This is a genomic window from Pseudoalteromonas distincta, assembly GCF_000814675.1.
GTDB classification, from domain to species: Bacteria; Pseudomonadota; Gammaproteobacteria; order Enterobacterales; family Alteromonadaceae; genus Pseudoalteromonas; species Pseudoalteromonas distincta.
The window spans coordinates 1-25928 of the sequence record NZ_JWIG01000008.1; the positions used below are offsets into that span (position 1 = coordinate 1).

General features: G+C 38.7%; 23 protein-coding genes. 4 read left to right on the forward strand and 19 right to left on the reverse strand.

The annotated features are described in order from the left end of the window. From QT16_RS05840 to gshA, 3 genes are all read right to left on the reverse strand, one after another. Positions 1-652 (reverse strand): IS4 family transposase (locus QT16_RS05840; RefSeq protein WP_238719420.1); only part of this gene is annotated, 652 nt, incomplete at its 3' end. A gap of 131 nt (positions 653-783) precedes the next feature. Then, positions 784-1395 carry a transglycosylase SLT domain-containing protein gene (locus QT16_RS05845; protein ID WP_002962200.1) on the reverse strand — a complete coding sequence of 204 codons (612 nt, stop codon included), beginning with the start codon at positions 1393-1395 and terminating at the stop codon, positions 784-786. A 147-nt stretch (positions 1396-1542) separates the two neighbouring features. Then, positions 1543-3120, reverse strand: a complete 1578-nt coding sequence (gene gshA / locus QT16_RS05850) for a glutamate--cysteine ligase (RefSeq protein ID WP_039487051.1) — start codon at positions 3118-3120, stop codon at positions 1543-1545. 588 nt (positions 3121-3708) lie between these two features. On the opposite strand from gshA, the gene QT16_RS05855 reads away from it, so the two are divergent. Then, positions 3709-5256, forward strand: coding sequence for a methyl-accepting chemotaxis protein (locus QT16_RS05855; protein ID WP_039487054.1), 1548 nt, complete (start codon positions 3709-3711; stop codon positions 5254-5256). Between the two features lie 67 nt (positions 5257-5323). Here QT16_RS05855 and clpB read toward each other — a convergent pair whose 3' ends face one another. From clpB to rluD, 3 genes are all read right to left on the reverse strand, one after another. Further along, entirely contained in the window at positions 5324-7900 is a 2577-nt protein-coding gene (gene clpB, locus QT16_RS05860; RefSeq protein WP_039487056.1) for an ATP-dependent chaperone ClpB, read from the reverse strand. A gap of 96 nt (positions 7901-7996) precedes the next feature. Beyond that, positions 7997-8728 carry a peptidoglycan editing factor PgeF gene (gene pgeF / locus QT16_RS05865; protein WP_039487058.1) on the reverse strand — a complete coding sequence of 244 codons (732 nt, stop codon included), beginning with the start codon at positions 8726-8728 and terminating at the stop codon, positions 7997-7999. Further along, positions 8728-9705, reverse strand: a complete 978-nt coding sequence (gene rluD, locus QT16_RS05870) for a 23S rRNA pseudouridine(1911/1915/1917) synthase RluD (RefSeq protein WP_002962209.1) — start codon at positions 9703-9705, stop codon at positions 8728-8730. The genes pgeF and rluD overlap by 1 nt, the downstream gene beginning before the upstream one ends. A 141-nt stretch (positions 9706-9846) precedes the next feature. Here rluD and QT16_RS05875 point away from each other — a divergent pair, with 141 nt between their 5' ends. Then, positions 9847-10611, forward strand: coding sequence for an outer membrane protein assembly factor BamD (locus tag QT16_RS05875; RefSeq protein WP_002962210.1), 765 nt, complete (start codon positions 9847-9849; stop codon positions 10609-10611). A 58-nt stretch (positions 10612-10669) separates the two neighbouring features. Here QT16_RS05875 and glnB read toward each other — a convergent pair whose 3' ends face one another. Continuing rightward, entirely contained in the window at positions 10670-11008 is a 339-nt protein-coding gene (gene glnB, locus QT16_RS05880) for a nitrogen regulatory protein P-II (RefSeq protein WP_002962211.1), read from the reverse strand. A gap of 160 nt (positions 11009-11168) precedes the next feature. Between glnB and QT16_RS05885 the strand changes: the two genes are divergently transcribed. Further along, positions 11169-11738 carry a GspH/FimT family pseudopilin gene (locus QT16_RS05885; RefSeq protein ID WP_039487062.1) on the forward strand — a complete coding sequence of 190 codons (570 nt, stop codon included), beginning with the start codon at positions 11169-11171 and terminating at the stop codon, positions 11736-11738. A 79-nt stretch (positions 11739-11817) separates the two neighbouring features. After that, positions 11818-12348 carry a GspH/FimT family pseudopilin gene (locus QT16_RS05890; protein WP_039487064.1) on the forward strand — a complete coding sequence of 177 codons (531 nt, stop codon included), beginning with the start codon at positions 11818-11820 and terminating at the stop codon, positions 12346-12348. A 6-nt stretch (positions 12349-12354) separates the two neighbouring features. On the opposite strand, the gene QT16_RS05895 is transcribed toward QT16_RS05890, so the two are convergent. The 12 genes from QT16_RS05895 to ribF form a co-directional block, all read right to left on the reverse strand. Beyond that, entirely contained in the window at positions 12355-12780 is a 426-nt protein-coding gene (locus QT16_RS05895; protein WP_039487067.1) for a type IV pilin protein, read from the reverse strand. 10 nt (positions 12781-12790) lie between these two features. After that, on the reverse strand, positions 12791-16099 hold the full coding sequence (locus QT16_RS05900; RefSeq protein WP_039487069.1) for a PilC/PilY family type IV pilus protein: 3309 nt from the start codon (positions 16097-16099) through the stop codon (positions 12791-12793). Between the two features lies 1 nt (position 16100). After that, positions 16101-16631 (reverse strand): pilus assembly PilX family protein, encoded by a 531-nt coding sequence (locus QT16_RS05905; RefSeq protein WP_039487071.1) that lies wholly within the window; start codon positions 16629-16631, stop codon positions 16101-16103. Continuing rightward, positions 16619-17653, reverse strand: coding sequence for a PilW family protein (locus tag QT16_RS05910; protein ID WP_010555105.1), 1035 nt, complete (start codon positions 17651-17653; stop codon positions 16619-16621). Before QT16_RS05910 ends, QT16_RS05905 begins: the two co-directional genes overlap by 13 nt. Before the next feature lies 1 nt (position 17654). Next, entirely contained in the window at positions 17655-18254 is a 600-nt protein-coding gene (gene pilV, locus QT16_RS05915; RefSeq protein WP_039487075.1) for a type IV pilus modification protein PilV, read from the reverse strand. A 185-nt stretch (positions 18255-18439) separates the two neighbouring features. After that, positions 18440-19141, reverse strand: coding sequence for a LytR/AlgR family response regulator transcription factor (locus QT16_RS05920; protein WP_039487078.1), 702 nt, complete (start codon positions 19139-19141; stop codon positions 18440-18442). After that, complete coding sequence (locus QT16_RS05925; protein ID WP_010555108.1) at positions 19138-20172, reverse strand: sensor histidine kinase; 1035 nt, start codon at positions 20170-20172, stop codon at positions 19138-19140. Before QT16_RS05925 ends, QT16_RS05920 begins: the two co-directional genes overlap by 4 nt. A 39-nt stretch (positions 20173-20211) precedes the next feature. Beyond that, on the reverse strand, positions 20212-21141 hold the full coding sequence (gene ispH / locus QT16_RS05930; protein ID WP_039487082.1) for a 4-hydroxy-3-methylbut-2-enyl diphosphate reductase: 930 nt from the start codon (positions 21139-21141) through the stop codon (positions 20212-20214). Continuing rightward, positions 21141-21581, reverse strand: coding sequence for an FKBP-type peptidyl-prolyl cis-trans isomerase (gene fkpB, locus QT16_RS05935; protein WP_002958231.1), 441 nt, complete (start codon positions 21579-21581; stop codon positions 21141-21143). Before fkpB ends, ispH begins: the two co-directional genes overlap by 1 nt. Then, entirely contained in the window at positions 21578-22078 is a 501-nt protein-coding gene (gene lspA / locus QT16_RS05940) for a signal peptidase II (RefSeq protein ID WP_002958230.1), read from the reverse strand. The genes fkpB and lspA overlap by 4 nt, the downstream gene beginning before the upstream one ends. Positions 22079-22090: 12 nt before the next feature. Next, positions 22091-24919, reverse strand: a complete 2829-nt coding sequence (gene ileS, locus QT16_RS05945; protein WP_039487084.1) for an isoleucine--tRNA ligase — start codon at positions 24917-24919, stop codon at positions 22091-22093. A 5-nt stretch (positions 24920-24924) separates the two neighbouring features. Further along, positions 24925-25875 (reverse strand): bifunctional riboflavin kinase/FAD synthetase, encoded by a 951-nt coding sequence (gene ribF / locus QT16_RS05950; RefSeq protein WP_024596625.1) that lies wholly within the window; start codon positions 25873-25875, stop codon positions 24925-24927. Positions 25876-25928: the final 53 nt, after the last annotated feature.

Genomic DNA, 25928 nt, shown 5'->3' on the forward strand with positions numbered 1-25928 from the left:
GGTTTAACAGGCCTAAAGAATAATATCCTTTATCAAACATAGTCAGTGAATTATCTGGTGTACGTTCAATTAAACGCTCAGCTAATTTCATCTCGTTGGTTTTATAGTTATCAAACTCGCTACTGAGAAGTTGATGGCTGGTCAATTCCATATGACAGACCATGCGTATTTGAGGAAAGGCTGTATCACCGTATTGGTTGCTACCTGAAGAGAAGGCTTTACGATTATCAGGCGTGTCGGCTGTTCGCCACACAACACCGTCAACAGCTAATAGGTTCAAACCATTCCATGTTTCGAATGACTGTTGCTTATACATTGATTGAGCAGATTTATTGAAAACGTGTTTAACGGAATCATCACCTAACCTTTGTCTCGCCTGTACCATCGCACTTGGAGCAACGAGTTGGTTCTTGCCAGGTAACATGATATCTAGCTTATTAGCGATATTCCAAACTGATTCTTTTCGAAACAATGCCATGCCAATAACTGACCACAAAACGGCTTCAAGCGGTAATCTTCGCTTACGAACGGTTGCAATCCCTGCTTGTTGAAAACCTTGTTCAATGATTTCAGGGTCAAGAATTTCTGATAATTTTTCAAAGGTATGGTATCGGCTGCTTTCTTCAAGTGTTGCTTGCAGTGCTTGTTCTATATTCACAAAAAATCCGTAGTTAGTTTCCTAACTACGGATTTTGCATGATCGTTTGGATCGGTCAACCGGTCATTTTCTTAACTGATCGGCATTAGCCGATTGGCTCCTTTTTTATATCCATTAATAACTCTCTAGCCAAATATAAGACGTTCAAACCAACCTTTATCAAGCTCGTCTTCACAGCGCTTTAATTGCGCGCCATAACGGCTCGCTCTGTGTTTAACTTTGTTTGCTACACCCATTAACCACTTTTTCTTTTTATATGTGCCACGCTTATAGCCACCCCAACCTTCATGATAATTAAGGTATTGTGCGTAAGCATCCCATTTAGAGATTTTATTTACTTTATGCGTTTTATAAACAAACCACGCCATAAAGTCGATTGCATCGTCAAAGTCGTCTCTATCAGCACCATTGTTGCCTGTTTCACGAATATAATCTGACCATGTTGGTGTTTTAGCCTGTGAGTAACCATAAGCATCACTTGCGCGACCGGTTGGAATTATCCATAAGAAGTACTCCATAGGCGGAGCAGCATCATGCTTAAAAGAGCTTTCCTGATACATCATACTCATGAGTACATGCTTAGGAGAACCCCATTTTTCTTGCGCATCTTTTGCGTCAAAATACCAATCAGGTTTTTCTTCAAAGATTTTACATAGATCGTTAGGTTGCTTTGGAGGCGCTGTTGCACAACCAGCTAAAGTAATGGCAAGAGATAAAATAATTGCATTTTTTTTCATTTTTCTAAGATCTCACAGAACTTTTCTAAAAAGTGTGGGTCTGACTCAATGAATGCAGCAGTACAGCATTAGTTCATCCCTGAATATATATTTACGCAGCCTACTTAGGCTGCGTTTTTTTTGCTTAAATTTTACTAAGTATTAGGATTATTTACCGCTAAAATACGCATCTAAAAAGGCGGTAAATGACTGAGTATCTGCTTGCTCAATTGCAGTTTGTGCTTCGTTAGACTCTACAACTTGTTGTTCCAGCCAAGGCTTTAAAAACTCACTGTAATCAGTGTCTGCGTGACTTTGTTTGTATTTATTAGCCAGTGCTAGTGCAAAGTGACCGTTGTCTAAACCAGACTCTTTTAATTGCGACACGTAACGTCCAGAATAAGTAAGCTCTGGATTATGCACCCACGTAGCCATGCGCTTTATAGTATCGGAGTAATAATTAACACCATAAGCATTATCCATCCATTTAGCGACATCAGTGAGCTGTGCAAATATTTCATCGCCCCACGACTGAAGACTACGCTGTGTGTTATTAAAGTTAAGCATTAGCCCTTCTTCTCGACCTTGATTGACTACTGTGTCGAGGTTTTCAGTACTGCGTGCTTGTTCTTTCCAATCCATTGGAGCTGAATCTTTTAATAAACAATACGTTAAAAACACATCTAAAAAGTGAATTTGCTCAATATCAATACCAACTTCGCTAAACGGATTAACGTCTAATGCGCGAATTTCTACATATTCAATGCCTGCTCGAAGCAGTGCATCCGTTGGCGTTTCGCCACTTTTAGCATTACGCTTAGGACGAATTGGCGAGTAAAATTCGTTTTCAATCTGCAGAATATTTTTATTTAACTGCTTAGGGTTTTCACTCTTGTAGTCATCAAGATCACCATAAATTTCTGATGGTGTGTTGATTGCTTTTTTAAGGCCTGCTACATATTCATCTAACGAGTTATACATTACGCGTAGTGACGACTGAGCGCTATTTGTATAACCTAAATTGCCTAAACGCAGTGCCGTACCAACTTCTAAGTAAAGTGTACCTTTACCTAGTTTTTTAAATGGTAAATCGGTTTTTCGACCTTGTAAAAATGAGTTACACAATGCTGGCGATGCACCAAACATGTAACTTATTAGCCATAGTTCGCGTTTAAAGTTACGAATAAGCGCTAAATAACCTTCTGAAATAAAATCTTGAAGGCTTGCATTACTTTGTTGTAACGAATGAAGCGATTGCCAAAGCGTATCTGGGAATGAAATATTAAAGTGAACACCTGCAATTGCTTGCATCATACTTCCGTAACGATTTTTTAATCCTTTACGGTATAGTGTTTTCATTTGACCAGTATTTGAACTACCAAATTGAGCTAAAACAATATCATCTTGGTGTTCAATAAAGCATGGCATACTAATAGGCCAAAGCAGTTCATCGTCCATCTTTTCTAGAGTGAACTTTTGAAGATCTTTTAATTGCTTAAGAGTTTGCGTTGACGACTCACTAACTGGAGTAATAAATTCAAGTAAAGATTCAGAAAAATCAGTTGTGATATGGCCATTAGTTAATGCACTGCCCACCCCTTTTGGATGACCTTTAGGTGATATAGCACCATTCTCTTGTATTCTTAGCGACTCTCGCTCTATGCCACGTTTAATGCCTTTAACTGCATGTTGGTGCTCATTTACTGATAACGCTTCAAGTGCGTTAGCTAAATCATGTGTTGTCAAAAAATCTTTCCTCGGGCCACGTGGCTTAATCATAAGGTTATGGGGACTAATTACTTAGACTCAAGATTAATACCAATTTTTATTGAAAATATGATCATTCTATCGCATTAAATAGCGCACTCACTGCGTTAAAAATTACTCATATAGAACAACTATATGTCATAATTTTCGCCTTGCTATTGTGCTATTTTCTTAGCGCTATAATAGATCACTTATTTAATGCAACTGGTATAAATTGCTAAGAACTATATAACTTTCAAATTTAATAATTATTTCCCCACTTTATACATGCACTTAATATGACCAACATCATTATATTAAGTCGTAATATTGCCATTGCTATGTGCATTATACAAATGCTTTAAATACGTATTTAACTATAAATCAAATAAGTAAAATATCAGCTTAAAGTAATAGACCGGAACTTATGCAAAATCAGTTCAATTTAGCTGTCCGGTATTTAAACTTGATCTAGATCAATAAATACAATTATTTGTCTTATGAGCATAGAAGGAAGGACGCTATTTTTTGCTTTGTAGGGTGTAAGCAATATAATGACTGCAACAATAAAGGATGATAATAAATATAATGCACAATGATAAAAGCTTAAAAAATGAAGAAGTATACTTTGATGAATCACAAGAGCTGGTTTCCACTACTGATCTTAAAGGTGTAATAACATACGTCAATCAAGCGTTTTGTGCTGTAGCAGGATATAGCGCACAAGAGCTTATCGGTCAGCATCATAATATCGTGCGCCACCCTGATATGCCAAAAGCAGCCTTTAAAGAAATGTGGGCAACATTAAAACAAGAACACTCGTGGCGCGGTATGGTTAAAAACCGCTGTAAAGATGGCCGCTATTACTGGGTAGATGCCTTTGTAACCCCCATTTTTGAACATGGCCGACTTGTTGGTTATCAATCTGTAAGAACCAAAGCAAGCTCTCAACTTAAGCAACGTGCACAAACACTTTACAACAAAATAAATACCAACAAGTCATTATTTAAACTACGAGAACACACCACAATACGACAAAGCCTTACTTTTATAAGCCTATTATTTTGGCTGATTTTTATTGCTGTTGCGGCATCAATCACCATTGCTGCAATTAGCCTATTTATTTGTGCTTTAGTTATTGTGCTAAATTATGACGAACTCATTGTTACCCCTAAAATATTACGCGAACAAAAAGCAAAAGCCGATTCAATCTCTCGTTATATTTACAGCGGCCATACACCGCACAGTGTAAGTGATTATAGAGAGCAAATGCTAAGTGCAAAATTGCGCACAGTCCTTGGCCGTATGAAAGACTCAACATTAAGCTTTAATGGCATCGCAACTGATTTAGACAAACAATCAACACTCACCGAAAAAGGGATTTCTTCTCAAGGTGAGCGTTTAGAACAAATTGCATCAGCGATGACTCAAATGAGTTCTACCATTGGTGAAATATCAGTAAATACCGCTCAAACAGCGGATAAAGTGAATAACACCCATCAAAGTTGCTCAGAGATAAAAGACCACATTGCTGATAATAGTAAAATGGTATCTGACTTAGCTTCTCAAGTAGAACAAGCAGCAAATACAGCCACCAGCTTAGCCTCTGAAGCAGATAAAATTGGTAAGGTAATGAGTGAAATAGAAGGAATTGCCGATCAAACTAACTTACTTGCTCTTAATGCAGCGATTGAAGCAGCTAGAGCGGGAGAACATGGTCGAGGCTTTGCAGTAGTCGCAGATGAGGTAAGGACTCTTTCGTCACGCACTCAAAATGCTACGACACAAATCCATAGTTCTATTAAAGAAATACAAGACACTTTATTTAGCTGGTCCAAAGTAATGCAAAGCACTAAAGCACAAGCCGATAACTGTGTTTTGACAACCGATAAAACCCAAGTTGAATTAGAGGGTATTTTTATCCAAATCAGTGAAATATCTCACTTGGCAATACAAATATCATCCGCTGCAGAAGAGCAACAAATGGTTAGTAACGACATTAGTAATAATGTTTCGCAAATTAAAGACTTTGGCGATAACAACTTAAGTTTAAGCTTTAATGTGGCAAAAGGTGCAGCTGAGCTTGTTGAAGGCTCACGTAGAGTGAACAATTTATTACTAACCTTTAAAGTTTAATACCTAGCAATATAGTCGACATAAAAAAGCCGCTATTTTAGCGGCTTTAGAGTTTAATTATTTATAATCAGCGTTTGGTAAATACCAAAGCGTCGTCATTTGCATCAATAACAATCACGCTACCTGGTATGTAGTCCCCATTAAGTAGCTTTTGTGCTAGCGGATTTTCAATCGTTTGCTGAATAGCACGCTTAAGCGGGCGTGCACCGTACACAGGATCAAACCCACTTGCTGCAATTCGCTCAAGTGCAGCATCGCTTATTTCAAGCAGATACCCCATCTCTGTTAAACGCTCACGTAATTTCATTAACTGAATATCAGCTATTTCTTTTATATGCTCGTTTGCTAACGGGTGGAATACAACAGTCTCGTCAATACGGTTAATAAACTCAGGTCTAAACTCATTAATCAATACTTCCATTACTTTAGCTTTAAGGGTCGTATAGTCATTATTACCCGCTTGTTCTTGGATAATATCTGAGCCTAAATTTGATGTCATGATAATAACCGTATTTTTAAAATCAACGGTTCTACCTTGTCCGTCAGTTAATCGGCCATCATCTAACACTTGCAGTAAAATGTTAAACACATCTGGGTGTGCTTTTTCTATTTCATCAAGCAATATAACTGAGTAAGGTTTACGACGAACAGCTTCTGTTAAATAACCGCCCTCTTCATAACCCACATAACCTGGAGGTGCGCCCACTAGGCGTGCAACTGAGTGCTTTTCCATAAACTCAGACATGTCGATACGCACCATGGCATCTTCGGTATCAAACATAAAACCAGCCAGTGCTTTTGTAAGCTCGGTTTTACCCACACCAGTTGGACCTAAAAACAAGAAAGAACCAATTGGGCGATTAGGATCTGCAAGTCCTGCACGTGAGCGTCTTATTGCGTTAGCAACAGCAACGACCGCTTCATCTTGCCCTATTACTTTACTGTGTAACTTATCTTCCATTTGCAGCAGCTTTTCACGCTCACCTTGTAGCATTCTTGCAACAGGAATACCTGTCCAGCGAGATAAAATTTCAGCAATTTCATCCTCACCTACTTGGTTTTTAAGCAGAGTCATTTCTTGCATTTCGGCTTGTGAGGCTAAATCAAGTTTTCGTTCAAGCTCTGGAATTCGCCCATATTGCAGCTCTGACATACGCTGTAAATCACTTGCTCTTCGCGCTACATCTAAATCTAATCTTGCTTGTTCAAGCTCGGCTTTAATTACTTGTGTACCTTGAAGTGATGCTTTTTCAGCATTCCAAATTTCGTCTAGCTCACGATATTGCCCATCAAGGTCGGTGATCAACTCTTGCATTTCAGTGCGACGTTTTTGACTCGCCTCATCTTTTTCTTTAGCAAGTGCATTATCTTCTAATTTTAATTGGATAATACGACGCTCAAGCTTATCTAACGACTCTGGTTTTGAATCAATTTGTAATCGAATCGAAGACCCCGCTTCGTCAATTAAATCAATTGCTTTATCTGGTAACTGACGATCGCTAATGTAGCGGTGAGATAACTGCGCCGCAGCAACTATCGCGGGATCAGTAATTTCTACTGAATGATGTAGCTCATATCGCTCTTTTAAGCCACGCAATATTGCAATGGTATCTTCAACCGACGGCTCTTCAATGAGTACCTTTTGGAATCGACGCTCAAGTGCTGCGTCTTTCTCTATATATTTACGGTATTCATCAAGCGTGGTTGCGCCAACACAGTGTAACTCACCGCGTGCTAAAGCTGGTTTTAGCATATTACCCGCATCCATTGCGCCATCACTTTTGCCTGCACCCACAATAGTGTGTATTTCATCAATAAATAAAATGACTTGGCCTTCTTCTTTAGCCAATTCGTTTAACACTGATTTTAAACGCTCTTCAAATTCACCGCGATATTTAGCGCCCGCAACTAGTGCTCCTAAATCAAGCGATAAAACACGTTTGTTTTTTAATCCTTCAGGTACTTCACCATTAATAATACGCTGTGCTAAACCTTCTGCTATTGCTGTTTTACCAACACCTGGCTCACCGATTAATACAGGGTTATTTTTAGTACGGCGTTGTAGTACTTGAATCGTGCGGCGAATTTCGTCATCACGACCAATAACAGGGTCAAGCTTACCTTGCTCTGCTCGCTCAGTTAGATCAATCGTGTACTTTTCAAGCGCTTGGCGTGTTTCTTCGGCATTTGGGTCATCAACTTTTTGACCACCGCGAATCGCTTTAATTGCGGTTTCAATTTTAGTGGAGGTAATATTTAACGATCTGAATATATCGCCAAGTGGACCTTTATCGTCGCATGCTGCCAGTACAAACAATTCACTTGATATGTATTTGTCTTTGCGTTTTTGCGCATACTTGTCACATAGGTTAATAAGTGAAGCCATATTATTTGATAGCTGCACGTCGCCACCTACGCCTTCTACTTTAAATAGTTTTTCTATTTCTTGAGAAAGCTTGGTGTTAAGTTCATCTGCGCTGACCCCCGTTTGGGCAAATAACGCACGCACACTGGAGCCGCTTTGCTGCAGTAATGAGTACATTAAATGTACGGGTTCAATAAATTGATGGTCGCGGCCAAGGGCTAGCGATTGCGCATCAGAAAGCGCAGATTGAAATTTACTTGTAAATCTATCTAAACGCATGGTGTTACCTATTAAATAATCTAATTGCTTAATTAATGGGTATGTTTAGGTGTTTGTTCAAGGTGTAGAGAGAAATATAATAGCTAAAGGTGCTAATTACTTGCGCCAGATCAAACTTGCCATACGTCCGGTTTGTCCATCCCGTCGATAAGAAAAAAATAAGTCACTTTGAGAGACTGTACAATAGTCGCCGCCTGTAATACTTTTAACGCCTTGCTGGGTAAGTAAAGTACGCGCAATGCCATAAATATCAGCAAGATATTTGCCATTAGCTTGTGGTGTAAATGCTTGAATAAATGAAGAAGACCTTTTTTGAAATAACTCAAGCACTTCAGCCCCAACCTCAAATTGAGTTGGCCCAATTGCAGGCCCTAGCCAAGCATTTATATTTTCATACTTTGAGCTAAAACATTCTAAAGTATTTTTAATAATTCCCTGCTCAAGCCCTCGCCAGCCGCCATGTATAGCTGCAACTTCCTTTTCATCATCACTCACTAATAAAACAGGTAAGCAATCGGCAGTCATGATAGCCAAAGGCTGATTTAATAACTGAGTATAAAGCGCATCAGCATTGTGTAACTTATTAGAGTCAAAATGTTCATCAACAATAACAACATCAGAGCTATGAACTTGATTTAGCCACACGGCAGGTTTAGGTAAGTGTTTGGTTAATAGTGAGCGGTTTTTTGATACATGATCTTGATTATCTCCAACATGGAATCCCAAATTAAAACTTTTAAATGGGGTTTTTGAAACACCACCTCCACAAGTAGTACTTAACGTTCCTACTTTATGAAGGTTTTGCCATGTCGCTGACAATAAGTGCATTATCTATCGATATCAGGATTAGCTTTAGTATCTTCACGTAGTGCATGTGTCATAGCAACCATATCGTCTGGGATAGGTGCTTGCCATGTCATCATTTCACCCGTGATTGGATGCGCAATGCTCAATTTTACAGCATGTAGTGCTTGGCGTCTAAAGCTACGAAGTAACTCAAATAACTCAGGTGTTGCACCTTTAGGTGGACGCGGACGGCCGCCATAAGATTGATCGCCAATTAGCGGATGATTTAAATGCGCCATGTGCACACGAATCTGGTGAGTACGGCCTGTTTCTAAGCGCAGACGTAAACGAGTATGAGCACGGAATTTTTCAGCAACACGATAATGTGTAATTGCCGGTTTACCTAGTTCATGTACGGCCATATGCGTACGCTGAGTAGGATGACGGCCAATCGCTTTTTCAACCATACCACCTGCAGTCATAGTACCATTACACAGTGCTTCATATTCACGCGTAAAGTTTTCACGCTTTTGCAGCGCTGTTACTAAATGCGTTTGTGCTGGAATCGTTTTAGCTACAACCATTAAACCGGTCGTGTCTTTATCTAAACGATGCACAATACCTGCGCGTGGCACGTTAATTATTTCAGGGTAGTAATGTAGCAATGCGTTTAACACTGTTCCATTAGGGTTACCCGCACCTGGGTGAACCACTAGGCCCATTGGTTTATTAATTACCAAAATATCATCGTCTTCATAAACAATGTTTAATTTGATATCTTGTGCTTCATATTCGCGTGGTGCTTCAATTGTTGTTTCAACACTTACAACTTCACCACCTAGTAGCTTTTCGCGTGGAGTGTTGAAAATTTCACCGTCTACAGTGATTTTATCATCCAAAATCCACGTTTTTATACGAGAACGTGAATAATCAGGGAACAATTGTGCTAATACTTGGTCTAGACGTTTACCACCTAATTCGGTTGGAACGTCGGCTTGAAGAGAAATTTGCTCTGACATTAGTAACTTTACCCAATTTACCAGTGCAAGCTTTGCTCGACTGGGTTAGAATCGCTTTTAATAAAAGCATAATATAATACGCATAGTTTACTCGGTTTTACCGACTTGGCCTAGCCGAAGACATCGAAGGTAACAAATAAAATGATAAATAAAATAGGGAAACGTGCATTTGCCATTGTTTTTTCAGTTTCTGTACTTAGTTTAGGCGCTTGTTCGTCTGCTCCAGACCAAGAAGACATTCAACGTGTACCGAATAAGTCTGCACACGCTTTATATGAAGATGCAAAAGAAACGCTAGATTCTGGTTTATATGCTCGTGCAATTGAACTTTTGAGTGCAATAGACTCTCGCTACCCGTTTGGCCCATTCTCTAAGCAAGTACAAATGGACTTAGTCTATGCACATTATCAATCAGGTAATACTGAACAAGCGCTTGCAACCATTGACCGCTTTATTCGCTTAAACCCAAATCATAAAGACTTAGACTACATGTATTACATGCGTGGTTTAGTAAACATTAAAGCAGATAAAAATGCGTTCCAAGAGTACTTTGGTGTAGATAGAGCCGACCGTGATGCTAACCGTACTCGTGTTGCATTTACAGATTTATCGACATTAGTAAAACGTTTTCCAAAAAGTGATTACGCGCCTGAAGCTAAGCGTCGTTTAGTGTGGCTTTTAAACCGCATGGCACGTTATGAATTAAAAGTAGCAACTTACTATTACGAACGTGAAGCTTATTTAGCTGCCGCTAATAGAGGTAAGTTTGTTGTTGAGCATTATTCACAAAGCAGTTACTTAGATCCCGCGCTTGAAATGATGGAGAAAAGTTACGACCAATTAGGTTTAACTGAGCTTAGTGAGCACGCAAAGCAAACACGAAAACTAAATAAAAGAACTAAATAAAAGCACTAAATAAAAAAGGCGCTTACTAAGCGCCTTTTTACTACATAGAAAAACAAGCTTAAATCGCTTCTTCATCTTCCTCTGCAGTACGAATACGTATTACACGCTCAACATCTGTGACAAATATTTTACCATCACCGATTTTTCCTGTTTGCGCCGTTTTTACTATAACTTCAATTGCACGGTCTACATCTTCATCAGTCAATACAATATCAAGTTTTACTTTAGGTAAAAAATCGACCATATACTCTGCGCCACGATATAGCTCAGTGTGACCTTTTTGACGCCCAAAGCCTTTAACTTCGCTTACCGTCATCCCCGTAATACCTACATCAGACAACGCTTCACGCACATCATCTAACTTAAAAGGTTTAATAATTGCTTCTATTTTTTTCATATTGATTACTTTTGAAAGCTCCAGTTGCCTCGATTTTAGACAATCATAGTGTTCATAGCAAACAAAGCAATTGAATTACGGTGATAAAACAACCGATCATGGTATAATTTATTATATAAAAATAGCTATACTTAAATGACTAGCAGTAAATGAGATTAATATGAAAAACAAACAAAACGGGTTCACCCTTTTAGAACTCATGGTAACCGTTGCTATCGTTGGCATTATTGCATCAATTGCGATTTGGAATAGTAGCGATATGCTAGAAGAAAATAGAGCTGAGAACTTTTTGTTGGAATTAAAAAGAAATATTAGCTATGCACGCTCTCAAGCAGCAAGTACAGATGAAATAGTCATTGTGTGTCCTGTTCCCAGTGCAAAAAATCTTGGCACTTCCAATCTCACATGTAAAAGTGGGTGGGGCTCAACTAATACTGTGATCTTATTTATAGATGCTAATAATAATGATAACTATGATAGTGCAAATGATAGCCTACTGCGCGTAATGTCGGATGTGTCTTCTAATGACAAAATAAAATTCACGGGTGATAGCTATCTTCGTTTTGATACTAGCGGACGAATTACAACAAATCTTATCGACCCAGAAGTTGATGAGTTGACCGGTTTTATTTATTGTCCTAATAGTGATAACAAAAGCAATAAAGCACTTAGCGTATCTGTCTCTGGTACAGCTTTTTATCTTGGTGATACTGACGAAACGTGCGACTAAAAAACATACAAACTTATCTTGCCATATTTGTATCATTTACTAGACTGAGTTAATCATTTATTAACTCAGGTCTTCAAGGATGAGATTATCAATATCAAAAAACAAGGGAGTGACACTTCTCGAATTAATGGTATCAATTACTGTTGTCAGTGTAATCAGTCAATTATCGATGTGGTTTTATCCAGACTTATTGGCTAAAAACCGATTAGATAACCATGTGAATCTGCTACACCGAAATATAAATTATGGCCGCCTTTATGCAATTGAAAATGCTACTTACGTCACGCTTTGTGCACTAAAAGACAGTCAATGTACAAAAGACGAGTGGAATGGCCAAATGTCACTCTTTATCGACAAAGATAAATCAACCTCGTTAGATGATGATGAACTACTCTTAAGCACTTTCGAGGATGTTCATGATGCCGATACTTTAGAGTACCCCCGTAGCGCTATTACGTTTCGTCCTGACGGGTCATTAAATGGCTTCCAAAATGGGACTTTTATATATTGCCCTAATAGCGATAAAGCCAATCTCAAAGGATTGGCTTTATCTGTAAGTCAAACGGGTAGAATTCGTATTAAATCAACTGATAAATGCCAGAAAAAGTAACTCTAGTTATCTTCCCCAACAGTAGTCAACATCCTTTCCTTCGTTTGTTTTTGCCCCTTGCGCGCCTTTAGTACCTATATCAGTTATAGATAGCTCGGTGCAATCACCATCTCCTTTTACCGGCCCTGCCACGGGTTTAGCAGTGATTGTAAAAGCATTTTTATCGGTCACTTTAATCGTTAATTCAAAATGTTTATTCTCGGTTTTGTCTTGCAACCCTAAATCTGTAAATTTCTCTGTATATTCCCTATTATCAACAAAATACTGCTCTTCCTTGTTTGCTGCATCTAATAATGCTGCAACTGCCTCTGCACGTGAGGCACGTTTTACATATTCTGTATAATTAGGCAGCGCAATTGCTGCAAGTATGCCGACGATAGCAACGGCTATCATCAGCTCAATTAAGGTAAAACCACGTTGTTTTTTTATCATTTAAGCCTCCTTAATCGTCTTCATTCTGTATATTTTCATCATTCTCTTCACGCTTATATATATAAGTTTGCTGAGTTTTAAAACCAAACCCTAATGCTTTGTCATTAACAAGTTGTATTTTATCATCTACAACTTTTAATCCTGGGCCTGTAATTTCAAGTGGTTGGAGCGGGTTTTCAGCATTTTCACCTTTGATACCCGGCCCAATTAGATAAAACTGACTTTTTACTTCCTCATCAGGATCATCATCGCACTTTCCGTTATCATCACTATCTGCACATGAAGAACCAAAATAAAGTTGTGGCGTATCTGGCACCTCTGTACTTGTAGCAAATTTCAGATCGTCATAAACTTTAGTACCGTAGTGCAAATGAAATGCGTAAAGAGAGCCCCCTCCTCCACTTAATGAACATTGATTTTTAATTGATGAATCCAACGTCGGAGTAAAAGATGTAAAATAAGCAACGCCACCAACAACGGTTGCCGCAGCTAACGACTTTTCACCAGTAGCGAGTTTATAACGCCACCCAACAAAATCATTCGCAAGTTCATCTTCTAATTTTACAAACTCAGTTACACTATTTAAAGCGCTGCCAAATTCATCATCATTCATCTCCATTAACATACTATGCGTTATAGCTTTAGGCGCAGATTCGAATAATTTAGTAACTGTATTTTCATCTCTAATCATAAATAATTCATCAGCAGTGCCTTCTCCATTAGGATTTGAACGATTACCACTACCAATCACAATTGCATCATAAGGTGTATCTAATCGAGTGACTACACCATCTTTAATAGTTACTTTACTAAACATAGTTCTCGCCACCACGGGCTTGTAAAAAAAGCGTCTATCGGCATGAATACCAAGATCTGCTAACTGAAAATGACTAAATTTTCCTTCATCTGATATATCTATACGCCAGATACCTCCACCAGTATCTGCCGCATATATCCGGTCTGTATAGCCATCATAATTAGAATCCAATAACGTTACATCAGCAGCAATACTATATTTTCCTTTAAATTCGGCATCCTTAGATGCATCTCCCTTAGGTGCTAAAATCCAAACTTTTTCACCTGTTTTTGCATTAACGATATAAATGCCGCGGCCAACTTCGTCCTCAGTTTTTACATTAGCGTTATCGGCGTCATTCGAATCTTTATTGGTATCATAACCAGCCCCAAATATTAAAAGGGGAGTATTTCCTTTTGATTTTATATAAGCAACTTGGGGCTTAGACCACGTTTGGCCAAGGTTTTTAAATTTCCCTTCACCGCCTTTAATAGTCCACATTAAACTTGGAGAGTCTGGCTTTGTAATATCCAAACCATAATAATTACGACCACCTCTGCGCATACCTACAGCAGCCCAGACTTGGTCACCTTTAGTTGCGTTAATAGTTCCATCATTTAAACCTTCACCATTAAGGCTCTTATTGTTGAAATAAACACTAATAGGTCCATCTATGCCGTATTCTTTAGTACTATGTTCATCACGAAGAGGTTCAATAATTTTGTATAGTTCAGATGGAATAAACGCCCAACTTTCACTAACTTTATTGTTAGTGTCATCATCTTTAAACATATGTAAAAAGCCAGCATTAGTACCAATTAGAATACGAATGTCACCGTTACCATAGTCTATCGCAACTGGTTTTGAGTGCAGTGGGTCACCAAATATATCATCGCGTAAAGCGTCAGATTCGCTATTTTGTTTATTATCATACCCGCGAGCCCAGTTAATAATATTTTTTAAGTCAGATTTATCAACATCAAAAGCAACCGCTGCTTTTTGCTTATTGCCATAGGCATTTTTAATCTTATTAAAATTAAAGTCTAATAATGTATTAGTATTTGCATTTGTAAGTATTTTACGAGCTTTGTCACTACTTATTAATGCAGCATTGACTCCACCCTCTTTTACAGAGCTACCATCGGAAGTTCCATCAGGACTCCAAAATGTATGCGCACTCGTCTTTATAAGGCCATCACTATCAAACGCTTCTATATCTTTGGAATCAATAACTTTGTTACCTGATAATTTCAGTTTTTTTAGATTACCACGCCATCTAGTATGCTTTTCAGGATAAAACATACCTAAGTATATGGCGTCTCGACTACGCGTTTGATCTACATTATTACTTGCAACAGAAGGGGATGTAAAAGTACTATTTTCCTGTCTAATCGCTGCTACAGCATTATTTAGCGACTGAGACAATTCATCTGGTGTACTTGCTGGTAAGTTTTCTCCCCCGCCTAATTCAGCAGCTCGCTTTAACAGATATTGACCTTCGGTGCTCATTCCTGAACCAAATCCAATCGTATATAAACGACCCGTTTCATTTATCTCGGGAGTAGATGGGTACAGATCGACAACAGTGTCGTCTGTTCCATGAATAATTTTAGCCAATTGGTGTAAGTAGTTATCATAGCGAAAGTCATCTTTATCAAGTTCTCTACCAATATAGTCTTGTATAGTTAGCTCTCGGCCAAAAAGCTTATTATGCTCTGTGCTGATAGAACCATCACTATCATTGTCACTGGAAGAGCTTAGATAATAACCATTGTATTTAGGTGATGGATCACCATCAGTCATATAGATAATATTTACTGAATTATCACAACGCTTAGCTTCAGCTGCGCTATCAGCAAAAGGTGATATATAAGAATAGCTAGAAACAACATCTTCTAAAACAGATGTGCATTCCTTTTTAGTCCCCCAGACCCATCTTCCGTACCATCTACTCCAATATTTATAAGGAACATCTTCGCATCTTTGAACTTGTTCTTGAGTAATAATTGCAGATTCTATACCTGTGTCTCTTTTATCTCGATCTACCAGAAGAGCATAGTCCAACTCTTTTCCTGTAATATATAAATATGCTTCCCATAAAGTTTCAGCGAGAGGCGTTCCACCGCTAGCTGGAAGTGATGCTATAGATGCGTCAATATCAGAGGCAGGGCTACCAATTCCATTTAATACATAGCCACCATCGGTCCCGTTAAAGCGCATTAATCCGAAATCGATTGAATCCTTATTATCATCGACTACTTTACTCATAGCCTCTTGAGCAGCTTCAAGCCTGCTATCAGAACAAAGGATATATGGCCCATTATAATACTTTTGCCCACAGTCATCCCCTGTACTTGAAGAAAAGGCCATACTCCCGGAGGTATCAAAAATTAATAATACTCGCGGTTTTTCATCTGAGTTAGCATCTTTATTTACATAAAGCTCGATATCCTCAGCGTATGCCTGCATATTAATTGCTGATGTAAATAATAAAACGAGTGCTATATAAAGTTTAAATTTCATCTTAAATCCCCTTACCCGTACTGGCCATCTCTTGAGCTATACCAGTTACTATAGTTAACTGGTGCTTGCTTTTAGAGCCATATTCTATAGTAGTAGATACTTGAACCATGTTGCATGAAACACCCGCTGTAAAACTATAACTACGAGGGCAATTAAGCTCTAGCGAACCGCGATTTAAATTCGTCATTATGCTCTTCATTTCGTGTCCAGGCTCTGTAATGTCTTTCTCTGGTATCATTATTTTATTACCATCACTATCAAGCTTACCCGAATCTGTAGCGATCTCATCTGGAGTAAGAAAAAAGTCACTATCAGCACCTTCTTTAGCTTCTGACGCAATCACTCTTTGCACTTCGCCAATCAATTGATTTTCTGCAACTTCTCGCTCTTGTGCTGCATTAGTAATTTTAATATCAATTGTACTACTACTCATAAGAGTAACTGCAATGCCGGTAACAGCTATCACCATAATTAATGCTGTTAAAAGCACCACACCTTGTTGCTTACTTGGTAACAACTTTAAATTTTCCATAGATTACCTCCAACATTACTTAAACGAATAGTTGTTGTAAAAACAGTGCGTCTATAATTATCATTAAAAGTTAGATCTCGTTTACCTGCACCTTCACCTAAGGTATATTTTTGATTTTTTATTTTTAAGCCCGGATCTGGTTGCAATGCTCTAACTAGTAAAAACACTTGTACAGTTAAAATACCTTTACGGTTTTCCCATTCAGAAGAGGCTATTTTTTCAATGCTTTTATAAGTGTCAACCTTGCTATCACTGTTAGTATCAAGACCAAAAATAAAACGCATGTTTTCAACACCTTCCATTATCGTTTCATTGGTCATTTTTCCTTTTACTAATCGTTTTCGTTTTAATACAGGTACTTTTATTTTTTTATTATTAACTTCATACTCTTGCTCTGAAATATAATAAACGTGATGAGTATATGGCCATATAGTTACATTATCGTTTGTCGGAGTATATTCACCAGTTACAAATTTCGCTTGCTCTTGCTCAGCAATAAAGAAATAGACTGCGCTATTATCTTTACCCGTTGTTTTGTTTTCATAAGTAATTGTGCCATCATCATTATAGGTAGGCACATATTGTAAGTTACCTTGTAGAAACTTGAGTTGAAGAATATCACTCCCTTGAGTTGCATCACCTATACAGTTTAATTCACTTGTACTTTCAGCTGTTTCTGCATATATAGTACGAAAATTACTACTACTGGTTAAATCTGGAAAACTTCCGTTATTAGTTCCATCAGCACCAACGCAATCTTTAGTGGGTGCTAAAGAGCTAACTGTTGTATTTACAGCTGTGAACGAGTCATCGTAATAAGTTCCCCAAAAACCTACTTGCTCAATATCACGTTGCATAATATTTATAGCTAAGCGTCCTGACTCTTGGAGTTCACCTATTGCCATTGTGTCTTTTGTGGTTAATTTCATACTAATAAAAGTAAACATAACGCCACCTAAAATCAAACCACCAATAAATAGTGAAATCATAACTTCTACAAGAGTAAACCCTTTTTGCTTCATGTTAGCTCCTCACATATATGTAGCTGGTTAAAACCACTAAGCGACGTTTGTTATTAGCCTTATCGCCACAAGCTACTTTTCCAGTATCTGTATTTGCTTTAAACTCTTGTCGCCCTTGCCACGATATAACGACTTCAATATTAAACCCTTTACCGCCCGTATTAGCGGCTGAGGTTTGGCTAATACACACGGTGGCATCATCTAAGGAGCCGGTACTATATTTATCCTCAGTACTACGTGCGCTGATAGCACGCTTCCATTGTGCCACGTCCAGAGATACTATCTGCTCAGTGTCGCACTCACTATCACTAGCAAAGCAAGCTGATGATTCGGTCTCCTTGCTATCACTTTTTATTGCTTTATCGCCGTTATAAGAACCATAAAGTTTAATAGAGGTAATGGTATCGTTAGCTCGTATGCGCTGCACAATATCAGTACCAAGCGCAACGGCGGCTGCACGCTGCATAGAGTCAAAGCTCGCCTGCTTTGCTTTTGCTTGCAAAGCAACTGCGCCTAAAAGACCAAAACTAAGAATAATAAATGCAATTAACACTTCAATCAGAGTGAAGCCTCTTTGCACTTTTGTTTGAGATGACTGCATAATAGAACCAAATAAAAATTATCTGATTATAAGTTTATGCTATTTATTTGAGGAATCAATGAGGACTAAGACAAGCGGTTATATTTGTTGATAAACGGTTAATTAAACCTGTTTATTCAATAACACCGTTGATAATTAAGACTCAAATGTATTTAAATCAGGGGGAGGTTAATTGCAAGGTAAGCCTAAAGCGAATTTTTTACTAATTTAAGCTCACGGCGGCTCACTGGCAATAACTCACTGCACCCTTGTAGCTCAATCATATGATTGCCATTCGCTTTTGAATGCAAAGCAATTACTTTTTGTTTATTAACCAGTGTATTGCGATGAATTCGCAAAATATGTGTAGGAAATTGTAACTCTAATTGTTTTAGACTTTGTTCAAGTAAAGCTTCTCCACCACAGAATATCATTTTGGTATACTTTTCTTCGGCACTAAAATACAAAACATCATTTATATCAACACTGCGTAGAGTACCAGCTAGCTGATAAGAGATTTTTACATTTTGTTGTTTTTGAATATGTACTTTATTTAAGCGCCCGACTTGCTTAAGCACCTTTTGCAATGATTGCTCTGAAATAGGTTTAACTAAATAACCTGCAGCGCTTAATTGTAAAGCATCGAAGGCATGCTCAGGGTGAGCAGTTATAAAAACAATAGCAGGAGGTAGAGTTAAACTATTGAGCTCATTAGCAACTTGTAAACCATTCATACCAGGCATATCAACATCTAAAAAAATCAAATCAGGCGTTTGCTTTTTAGCAAGTACTAGAGCTTCCTTACCATTACTTGCCTCACCTTGTACAACTATGCTTTTATCGTGTGTTAACAAACGGATTAAGCGAGATCTCGCAAGAGGCTCATCATCAACAATGAGTACATTCATACACTGCCCTCAATTAGCTTAGGGATAACGACCTTGACCCTAAACACATCATTTTTATTAGTAATTGTTAGCTGCGCTTTATTTTTATAATAAATATTTAATCGTTGGCGAATATTTTCAAGCGCCATTCCGTTATTAGGCCTAGTTTGAGCATTAGAAATTGTTATAGGGTTAGAAACAATCATGGTTATATAGCCGGTAGTGATATGTAGCTCTACTTTTATTTCTGCACCATGCTCACTTGTTTCAACGCCGTGGCATACCGCATTTTCAATTAATGGCTGCAGGGTTAAGCAAGGAATGCTCAATGCGGGTAGTTCATTAGGTATTTGCCAATCAACTCTTAAGCGATTACCAAAACGCCACGTTTCAAGTGCGATATATTGCTTACTCAACGTTATTTCATCTTCAAGAGATACATTCTTCCCCGAGTGCATTGCAGCCTGCGATAAGGCGGCTAATGCTAAAATAGCCTGCTCTGCCGCATCGGCATCATGATGAGTAAGCTCTGCAGCAGTGTTTAAACTATTATATAAAAAATGAGGACGTATTCTAGCTTGTAGGGCATCAAGCTCTGCACGAGAAAGTGCTTTAGTTTGCTGCTCTTTTTCAAAATGAATTAATAAAAACTGGACGAATAAAGCAGCCAGTAAAGCCACTATAATACAATTGCGAAGTGTGAAATAAATTAGGTTATTTGTATCATCTATATCAAAAGCAAAATGAGAAAATAAAATACTAAAAATACAGGTAGATAATAAAAAAAAGGCAAAAAATAGACTTAATTGAAAAGTTTGAGTACGTTTTTGTAAGAAAAATCTACAGAAGTATAAAGAAGAGGTACCGACTAAAACAATTAAATGCATAAACAAACTAATGATCCCAAGTCGTAGCCAAATATCTCCTTCTACATTAGGTGCAAAAGCTAAAACAATAGCAATAACTTGAGAAACAATAAGCGTGGCTAATACGCCTCGCTCATTAAAAAGAGCCGAAAAAAGCAAACCATCATTTTGAAGTGACTTGCTCATAACGACTCTCCTTTAATCTAAATGTTTAATATATTTAAATTAACGTAGCTCTACAGGAACAGCAAATACTATATTTTCTACTTCACCTGGGTTCTCAACAACCTGCGTACCACCAAGATCTTTTAATCGGCTTATTACTTGTTGTACAAGTACTTCTGGCGCAGATGCACCCGCAGTTACGCCAACTGATTTAGAGCCTGAAACCCACTGCTCTTGTACATCAGTTGCGTCATCAATTAAATAAGCAACTGTGCCCATTTTATCTGCAAGTTCACGTAAGCGATTAGAGTTAGAGCTATTTTTAGCGCCAACAACTAATAGCACATCAACTTTATCAGCTAAGTCACGAACAGCGTCTTGACGATTTTGCGTTGCATAACAAATGTCATCTTTACGAGGTCCGTCAATTGATGGGAATTTATTGCGCAGTGCATCAATAACATCTGCTGTGTCATCAACTGAGAGTGTTGTTTGGCTGCAATAAAAAAGATTTTCAGCATTTTTTACATTAAGCGCAACAACATCATCAACGGTTTCAACAAGATAAATGCCACCGGCTGAGTTATCATATTGTCCCATTGTTCCCTCTACTTCAGGGTGGCCATGGTGTCCAATTAAAATACACTCAATACCTTTACGACTCGCACGTGTAACTTCCATATGTACTTTAGTTACAAGCGGACATGTTGCATCAAATACTTTTAAATCACGACGTTTAGCCTCTGAGCGAACCGCTTGCGAAACACCATGTGCACTAAAAATAACAATGCTGTCGTCAGGTACTTGATCAAGCTCTTCAACAAATACCGCACCACGACTTTTTAATCCATCAACCACATAACGGTTATGTACTACTTCGTGGCGCACATAAATTGGCTTTTCAAAAATATCTAGAGCGCGCTCAACAATACTAATAGCACGGTCAACACCAGCGCAAAAGCCGCGTGGATTAGCTAGTAATATTTCCATTAACCTTCCACCTCAATAATATCAACTTCAAACGTTAAACGTTGGCCAGATAAAGGGTGATTAAAATCAATCGTTACCGACTCACCTTGCACTTCGCGAACTAATCCAGGAAGCTCAGTACCGTCAGGTTGAGTAAACGCAATAATTGCACCTACTTTGGCTGGTGTTTCTGGGCCAAATTTACTACGGTCAACGTAGTAAATATTATCTGGATTTGGCTGACCAAACGCATCTTCAGGTTCTAATTCAAACGTTTTACTTTCGCCTGCAGTTAAACCTAATAAACACTTTTCGAAGTTTGCCGTTAAGCTGCCATCGCCCATTGTTAATTTAGCAGGTTTGTTGTGCACCTTGGTAGAATCAGCGGCAGAGCCATCTTCTAATTTAATAGAAAAATGGAAAATAACTTGCGAGTTTTCACCAATTACAGCTTGGCTCATGCTTTATGCTCCTTTGGACTCTCGCCGGTGAAGGCGTCAAATAACAATAATGCTGCACCAATACAAATAGCGCAATCGGCAATATTGAATACAGGAAAATGTGAGTCTTTATAAAAAACGTGAATAAAGTCGATTACATAACCATACGCAATACGATCGTATAAATTACCAATAGCGCCAGCAAGTACCAATGCATAAGCACCGCATAGTACTTTATTTGTAGCAGGTAAGCGTTTTAGCCACCACACAAGCAAAGCACTAATAGCAACGGCAATTGCACTTAAAAACCAACGCTGCCAACCACCCGCTTCACTTAAAAAGCTATAAGCAGCACCATAGTTATGTACATAAGTAATACTAAAAACAGGGAGTAAGTTTATAGACTCTTGATAAGCCATAGTCCCTACAACAAGTGTTTTACTGGCAAAGTCTATTACTAAAAGTAATAGACTCAACCAAAGCCACACTAAACCACTTTTTTGGGCTAGTTTGCTCACTAAGAATAACTCCTAAGCGAATTGACGCTTTTCACCTTCGCCGTCAACATTACTTACACAACGACCACAAATTTCAGGATGAGCAGGCTCAACACCTACATCTTCGCTGTAATGCCAACAACGCTCACATTTAGCAGCATCTGTTGCAGCAACGCTAATGAACAAACCTTCAATTTCGGTAGCTTGTGTATCTGCAGGCTGGCTATCAACTTCAGTAACATTCACGGCTGATGTTAACAATACAAAACGCAGTTCATCACCAAGCGCGTTTAATTTAGCGGCAAGCTCTTTACCCGTAAATAAATTCACCGTTGCTTGAAGTGTTGCACCAATTACTTCTTCTTTACGTGCAGCTTCTAATAAGCGGTTTACTTCGTCACGTACAGTTAAAATCTCTAACCAATCATCGTTACTAAATTGGCTATTTGTTGGCGCTTGTAAGCCATCGTACCAAACTGATGTAAATACGTAGTCACTACGCTCACCCGGTAACGCTTCCCATATTTCTTGTGCGGTAAAGCTCATAATAGGTGCCATCCAACGCGTCATTGCTTCTGCGATATGATAAAGCGCTGTTTGACAAGAACGACGTGCATGGCTATCACTCTTAGCTGTATATTGACGATCTTTAATAACATCTAAATAGAACGAGCCAAGCTCACCCGTACAGAAGTTCATTAGCTTTTGAGTTACTAATAGCATTTGGTAGCTGTCGTATGCGGCTAAAATCTCGTCTTGCAACTGAGCTGCGCGGCCAACAATCCACTTATCAAGCTCAACCATATCATCAACAGCTACTTGATCTGTTTCTGGATTAAAACCATTTAGGTTAGCAAGCAAGTAACGGCTAGTGTTACGAATACGGCGGTAACGATCGGCTGAGCGTTTAAATATTTCATCCGACACAGTCATTTCTGCCGTGTAATCGGTAGAAGCCACCCACAAACGTAGAATGTCAGCACCTAGTTTATTCATCACATTTTGTGGTGAAATAACATTGCCTAACGACTTAGACATTTTACGGCCGTTTTCATCAACGGTAAAACCATGCGTAAGCACTTGCTTATATGGTGCATGTCCATTAATCGCAACTGATGTCATCATTGACGACATAAACCAACCACGGTGCTGATCAGAACCTTCAAGGTATAAGTCAGCTGGACCAACCAAGTCTTCACGTGCATCTACTACACAAGCGTGTGACACACCTGAGTCAAACCATACATCTAGCGTATCTTGCACTTTCATGTATTGCTTGGCGTCTTCTTCACCAAGTAAAGTAGCTGGTTCTAAATCGTACCATGCTTGTATACCAGACTTTTCAACAAGCTCTGCTGCTTGAGCAATTAGCTCTTGTGTATTTGGGTGAAGTGCACCGGTGTCTTTATCAACGAACAATGCAATAGGAACGCCCCAAGTACGCTGGCGAGAAATACACCAATCTGGGCGGCTTTCAACCATGTTAGAAATACGGCTTTCGCCCCACTCTGGTAACCACTGCGTGTTTTTAATCTCAGCAAGAGAATCTTGACGTAAGTTAGCCTGATCCATACTTACAAACCATTGTGGTGTAGCACGGAAAATGATTGGTGTTTTATGGCGCCAACAATGCGGGTAACTATGCGTAAGCGCATGGTGATGCATAAGCGCACCACGCTCTTTTAATACTTCAATTACGCTCGCATTTGCCTTAAATACGTGCTGACCTGCAAAAAGTTCGGTATCTGGTAAATAAACACCATTTGCACCAACAGGGTTAGCCACTTCAAGGTTGTAATTTAAACCAGCCACGAAATCTTCTTGACCATGGCCTGGGGCGGTATGTACAACACCAGTACCTGAATCAGTAGTTACGTGTTCTGCAACAATCACTGGTACATTAAAATCATAAAAAGGATGGGCTACTTGCAAGTTTTCAAGCGCTGCACCTTTTACATACCCTAGTACGTGAAAGTGATTAAAACCAAAACGGTCCATAGCATCTTTAACAAGCTCAGAACCTAAAATTAGACGTTGTTGTACGCCTTCATCTTCAACCTGTACTAACGCATACTCTAAATCGGCATGCACAGCCACAGCGCGGTTTGCAGGAAGCGTCCACGGTGTTGTTGTCCAAATAACAGTACCAACACTGCCTTCTCCTTTATGACCATCAGCCAGATCAAAGGCACTAACAACAGCACCTTGATCAACAAATGTAAAACGCACATCTATTGCTGGAGACTGCTTATCTTGGTATTCAACTTCTGCTTCTGCTAATGCAGAGCCACAGTCTGTACACCAATGCACAGGCTTTGCGCCTTTATGCAAATGACCTTTTTCAATAATACGACCAAGCACACGAATTGCATTCGCTTCAAAGTCAAAGTTCATTGTTAAATATGGCTTATCCCAATCTGCAAATACGCCTAAACGTTTAAAATCAACTTTTTGACCTTCAACTTGTTTTTTAGCGTATGCACGGCATTTTTCACGAAACTCACTCGCAGTAACTTTTACACCCGGCTTGCCTACTTTTTTCTCAACCATTAACTCGATTGGTAAACCATGACAATCCCAACCTGGAACTAATGGTGAATCAAAGTCAGATAATGTTTTAGACTTAACAATAATATCTTTTAATATTTTATTAACTGAGTGGCCTAAATGGATATCGCCATTTGCATACGGAGGGCCGTCATGCAAAATAAAGGTTTTTTTACCTTTCTTAGCGCTGCGAATTTGACCATAAAGGTCGTCCTCATACCATGCTTTAAGCATTTTTGGTTCACGTTGTGCCAAATTGCCACGCATTGGAAACGGTGTTTCCGGTAAGTTCAAAGTATGTTTATAGTCGCTCATTTATCCTACATTCCGTCTCTATCGGCTACCTGATTTAAACCAAAACACTGCTTAGCGGCAGCAACATCAGTTGCTATTTGCGCCGTTAATTGTGTTAATGTCTCGAATTTTTTCTCATCGCGAAGTTTTTCTATTAACTCCACATGCATAAATTGTCCGTAAATATCCTGTGCAAAATCAAAAAGGTGAACTTCTAATAATGCACGAGTTCCATTAAATGTCGGCTTATTACCTACATTTGCAACTCCAAAAATCTGTTTTCCTGCAATCGTTGCTTGCACTGCAAACACTCCGTTGACAGGACACACTTGGCGTTTTAGGGCAATATTTGCCGTTCTAAAACCGAGTTCACGTCCTCTTTTCCAGCCATGTATAACACGACCAGAAATAGCATAATCGTGACCAAGCATTATTTTAGCACTCGCTAAGTCACCGGATGCTAAAGCATCTCGTATTAAAGTGCTGCTTACTCTAGCATTTAATTGACGAAAGCTCGCGGTGCTTTTTACATCCATGCCCGCTTGCTTACCCATGCTAGCAAGTAAGTGAAAGTTACCTTGGCGTTGCTTTCCAAACTTAAAATCATCACCAACAGTAAGTGCTTTAACACCTAACTTTTTAATCAAAATCTCATTAACGAATTGCTCAGCATGCATGTTTGCAAATTGCTGATTAAAGCTAATGCAAATAACTCGCTCAATACCTAAATCACTCAATAAACGTAACTTATCTCGTAAGCGCGTTAACCGTGCAGGGGCATTGTTTTTAGCAAAAAACTCTTGTGGCTGGGGTTCAAACAGCATTACAGTGCTAGGCAAACTATGCGCTTTAGCATCGCTAAGTAAACCTTTTAATACTTCTGCGTGGCCTAAATGAACGCCGTCAAAATTACCAATAGTTAACACACAACCAAAATGGTGTGGGCGAATATTGTGTATACCTCTAATTAACTCCATGCCACCTAATGCCTTGTTTAGCGAGCTATTAATTACGGCTAAAAAATGATTAA

Bases quoted from the DNA above. Each gene is read 5' to 3' on its own strand.
- QT16_RS05845 (WP_002962200.1), bottom strand. From the start codon at position 1,395: ATGAAAAAAAATGCAATTATTTTATCTCTTGCCATTACTTTAGCTGGT.
- QT16_RS05855 (WP_039487054.1), top strand. From the start codon at position 3,709: ATGCACAATGATAAAAGCTTAAAAAATGAAGAAGTATACTTTGATGAA.
- clpB (WP_039487056.1), bottom strand. From the start codon at position 7,900: ATGCGTTTAGATAGATTTACAAGTAAATTTCAATCTGCGCTTTCTGAT.
- pgeF (WP_039487058.1), bottom strand. From the start codon at position 8,728: ATGCACTTATTGTCAGCGACATGGCAAAACCTTCATAAAGTAGGAACG.
- rluD (WP_002962209.1), bottom strand. From the start codon at position 9,705: ATGTCAGAGCAAATTTCTCTTCAAGCCGACGTTCCAACCGAATTAGGT.
- QT16_RS05875 (WP_002962210.1), top strand. From the start codon at position 9,847: ATGATAAATAAAATAGGGAAACGTGCATTTGCCATTGTTTTTTCAGTT.
- glnB (WP_002962211.1), bottom strand. From the start codon at position 11,008: ATGAAAAAAATAGAAGCAATTATTAAACCTTTTAAGTTAGATGATGTG.
- QT16_RS05885 (WP_039487062.1), top strand. From the start codon at position 11,169: ATGAAAAACAAACAAAACGGGTTCACCCTTTTAGAACTCATGGTAACC.
- QT16_RS05890 (WP_039487064.1), top strand. From the start codon at position 11,818: ATGAGATTATCAATATCAAAAAACAAGGGAGTGACACTTCTCGAATTA.
- QT16_RS05895 (WP_039487067.1), bottom strand. From the start codon at position 12,780: ATGATAAAAAAACAACGTGGTTTTACCTTAATTGAGCTGATGATAGCC.
- QT16_RS05900 (WP_039487069.1), bottom strand. From the start codon at position 16,099: ATGAAATTTAAACTTTATATAGCACTCGTTTTATTATTTACATCAGCA.
- QT16_RS05905 (WP_039487071.1), bottom strand. From the start codon at position 16,631: ATGGAAAATTTAAAGTTGTTACCAAGTAAGCAACAAGGTGTGGTGCTT.
- QT16_RS05910 (WP_010555105.1), bottom strand. From the start codon at position 17,653: ATGAAGCAAAAAGGGTTTACTCTTGTAGAAGTTATGATTTCACTATTT.
- pilV (WP_039487075.1), bottom strand. From the start codon at position 18,254: ATGCAGTCATCTCAAACAAAAGTGCAAAGAGGCTTCACTCTGATTGAA.
- QT16_RS05920 (WP_039487078.1), bottom strand. From the start codon at position 19,141: ATGAATGTACTCATTGTTGATGATGAGCCTCTTGCGAGATCTCGCTTA.
- QT16_RS05925 (WP_010555108.1), bottom strand. From the start codon at position 20,172: ATGAGCAAGTCACTTCAAAATGATGGTTTGCTTTTTTCGGCTCTTTTT.
- ispH (WP_039487082.1), bottom strand. From the start codon at position 21,141: ATGGAAATATTACTAGCTAATCCACGCGGCTTTTGCGCTGGTGTTGAC.
- fkpB (WP_002958231.1), bottom strand. From the start codon at position 21,581: ATGAGCCAAGCTGTAATTGGTGAAAACTCGCAAGTTATTTTCCATTTT.
- ileS (WP_039487084.1), bottom strand. From the start codon at position 24,919: ATGAGCGACTATAAACATACTTTGAACTTACCGGAAACACCGTTTCCA.
- ribF (WP_024596625.1), bottom strand. From the start codon at position 25,875: ATGGAGTTAATTAGAGGTATACACAATATTCGCCCACACCATTTTGGT.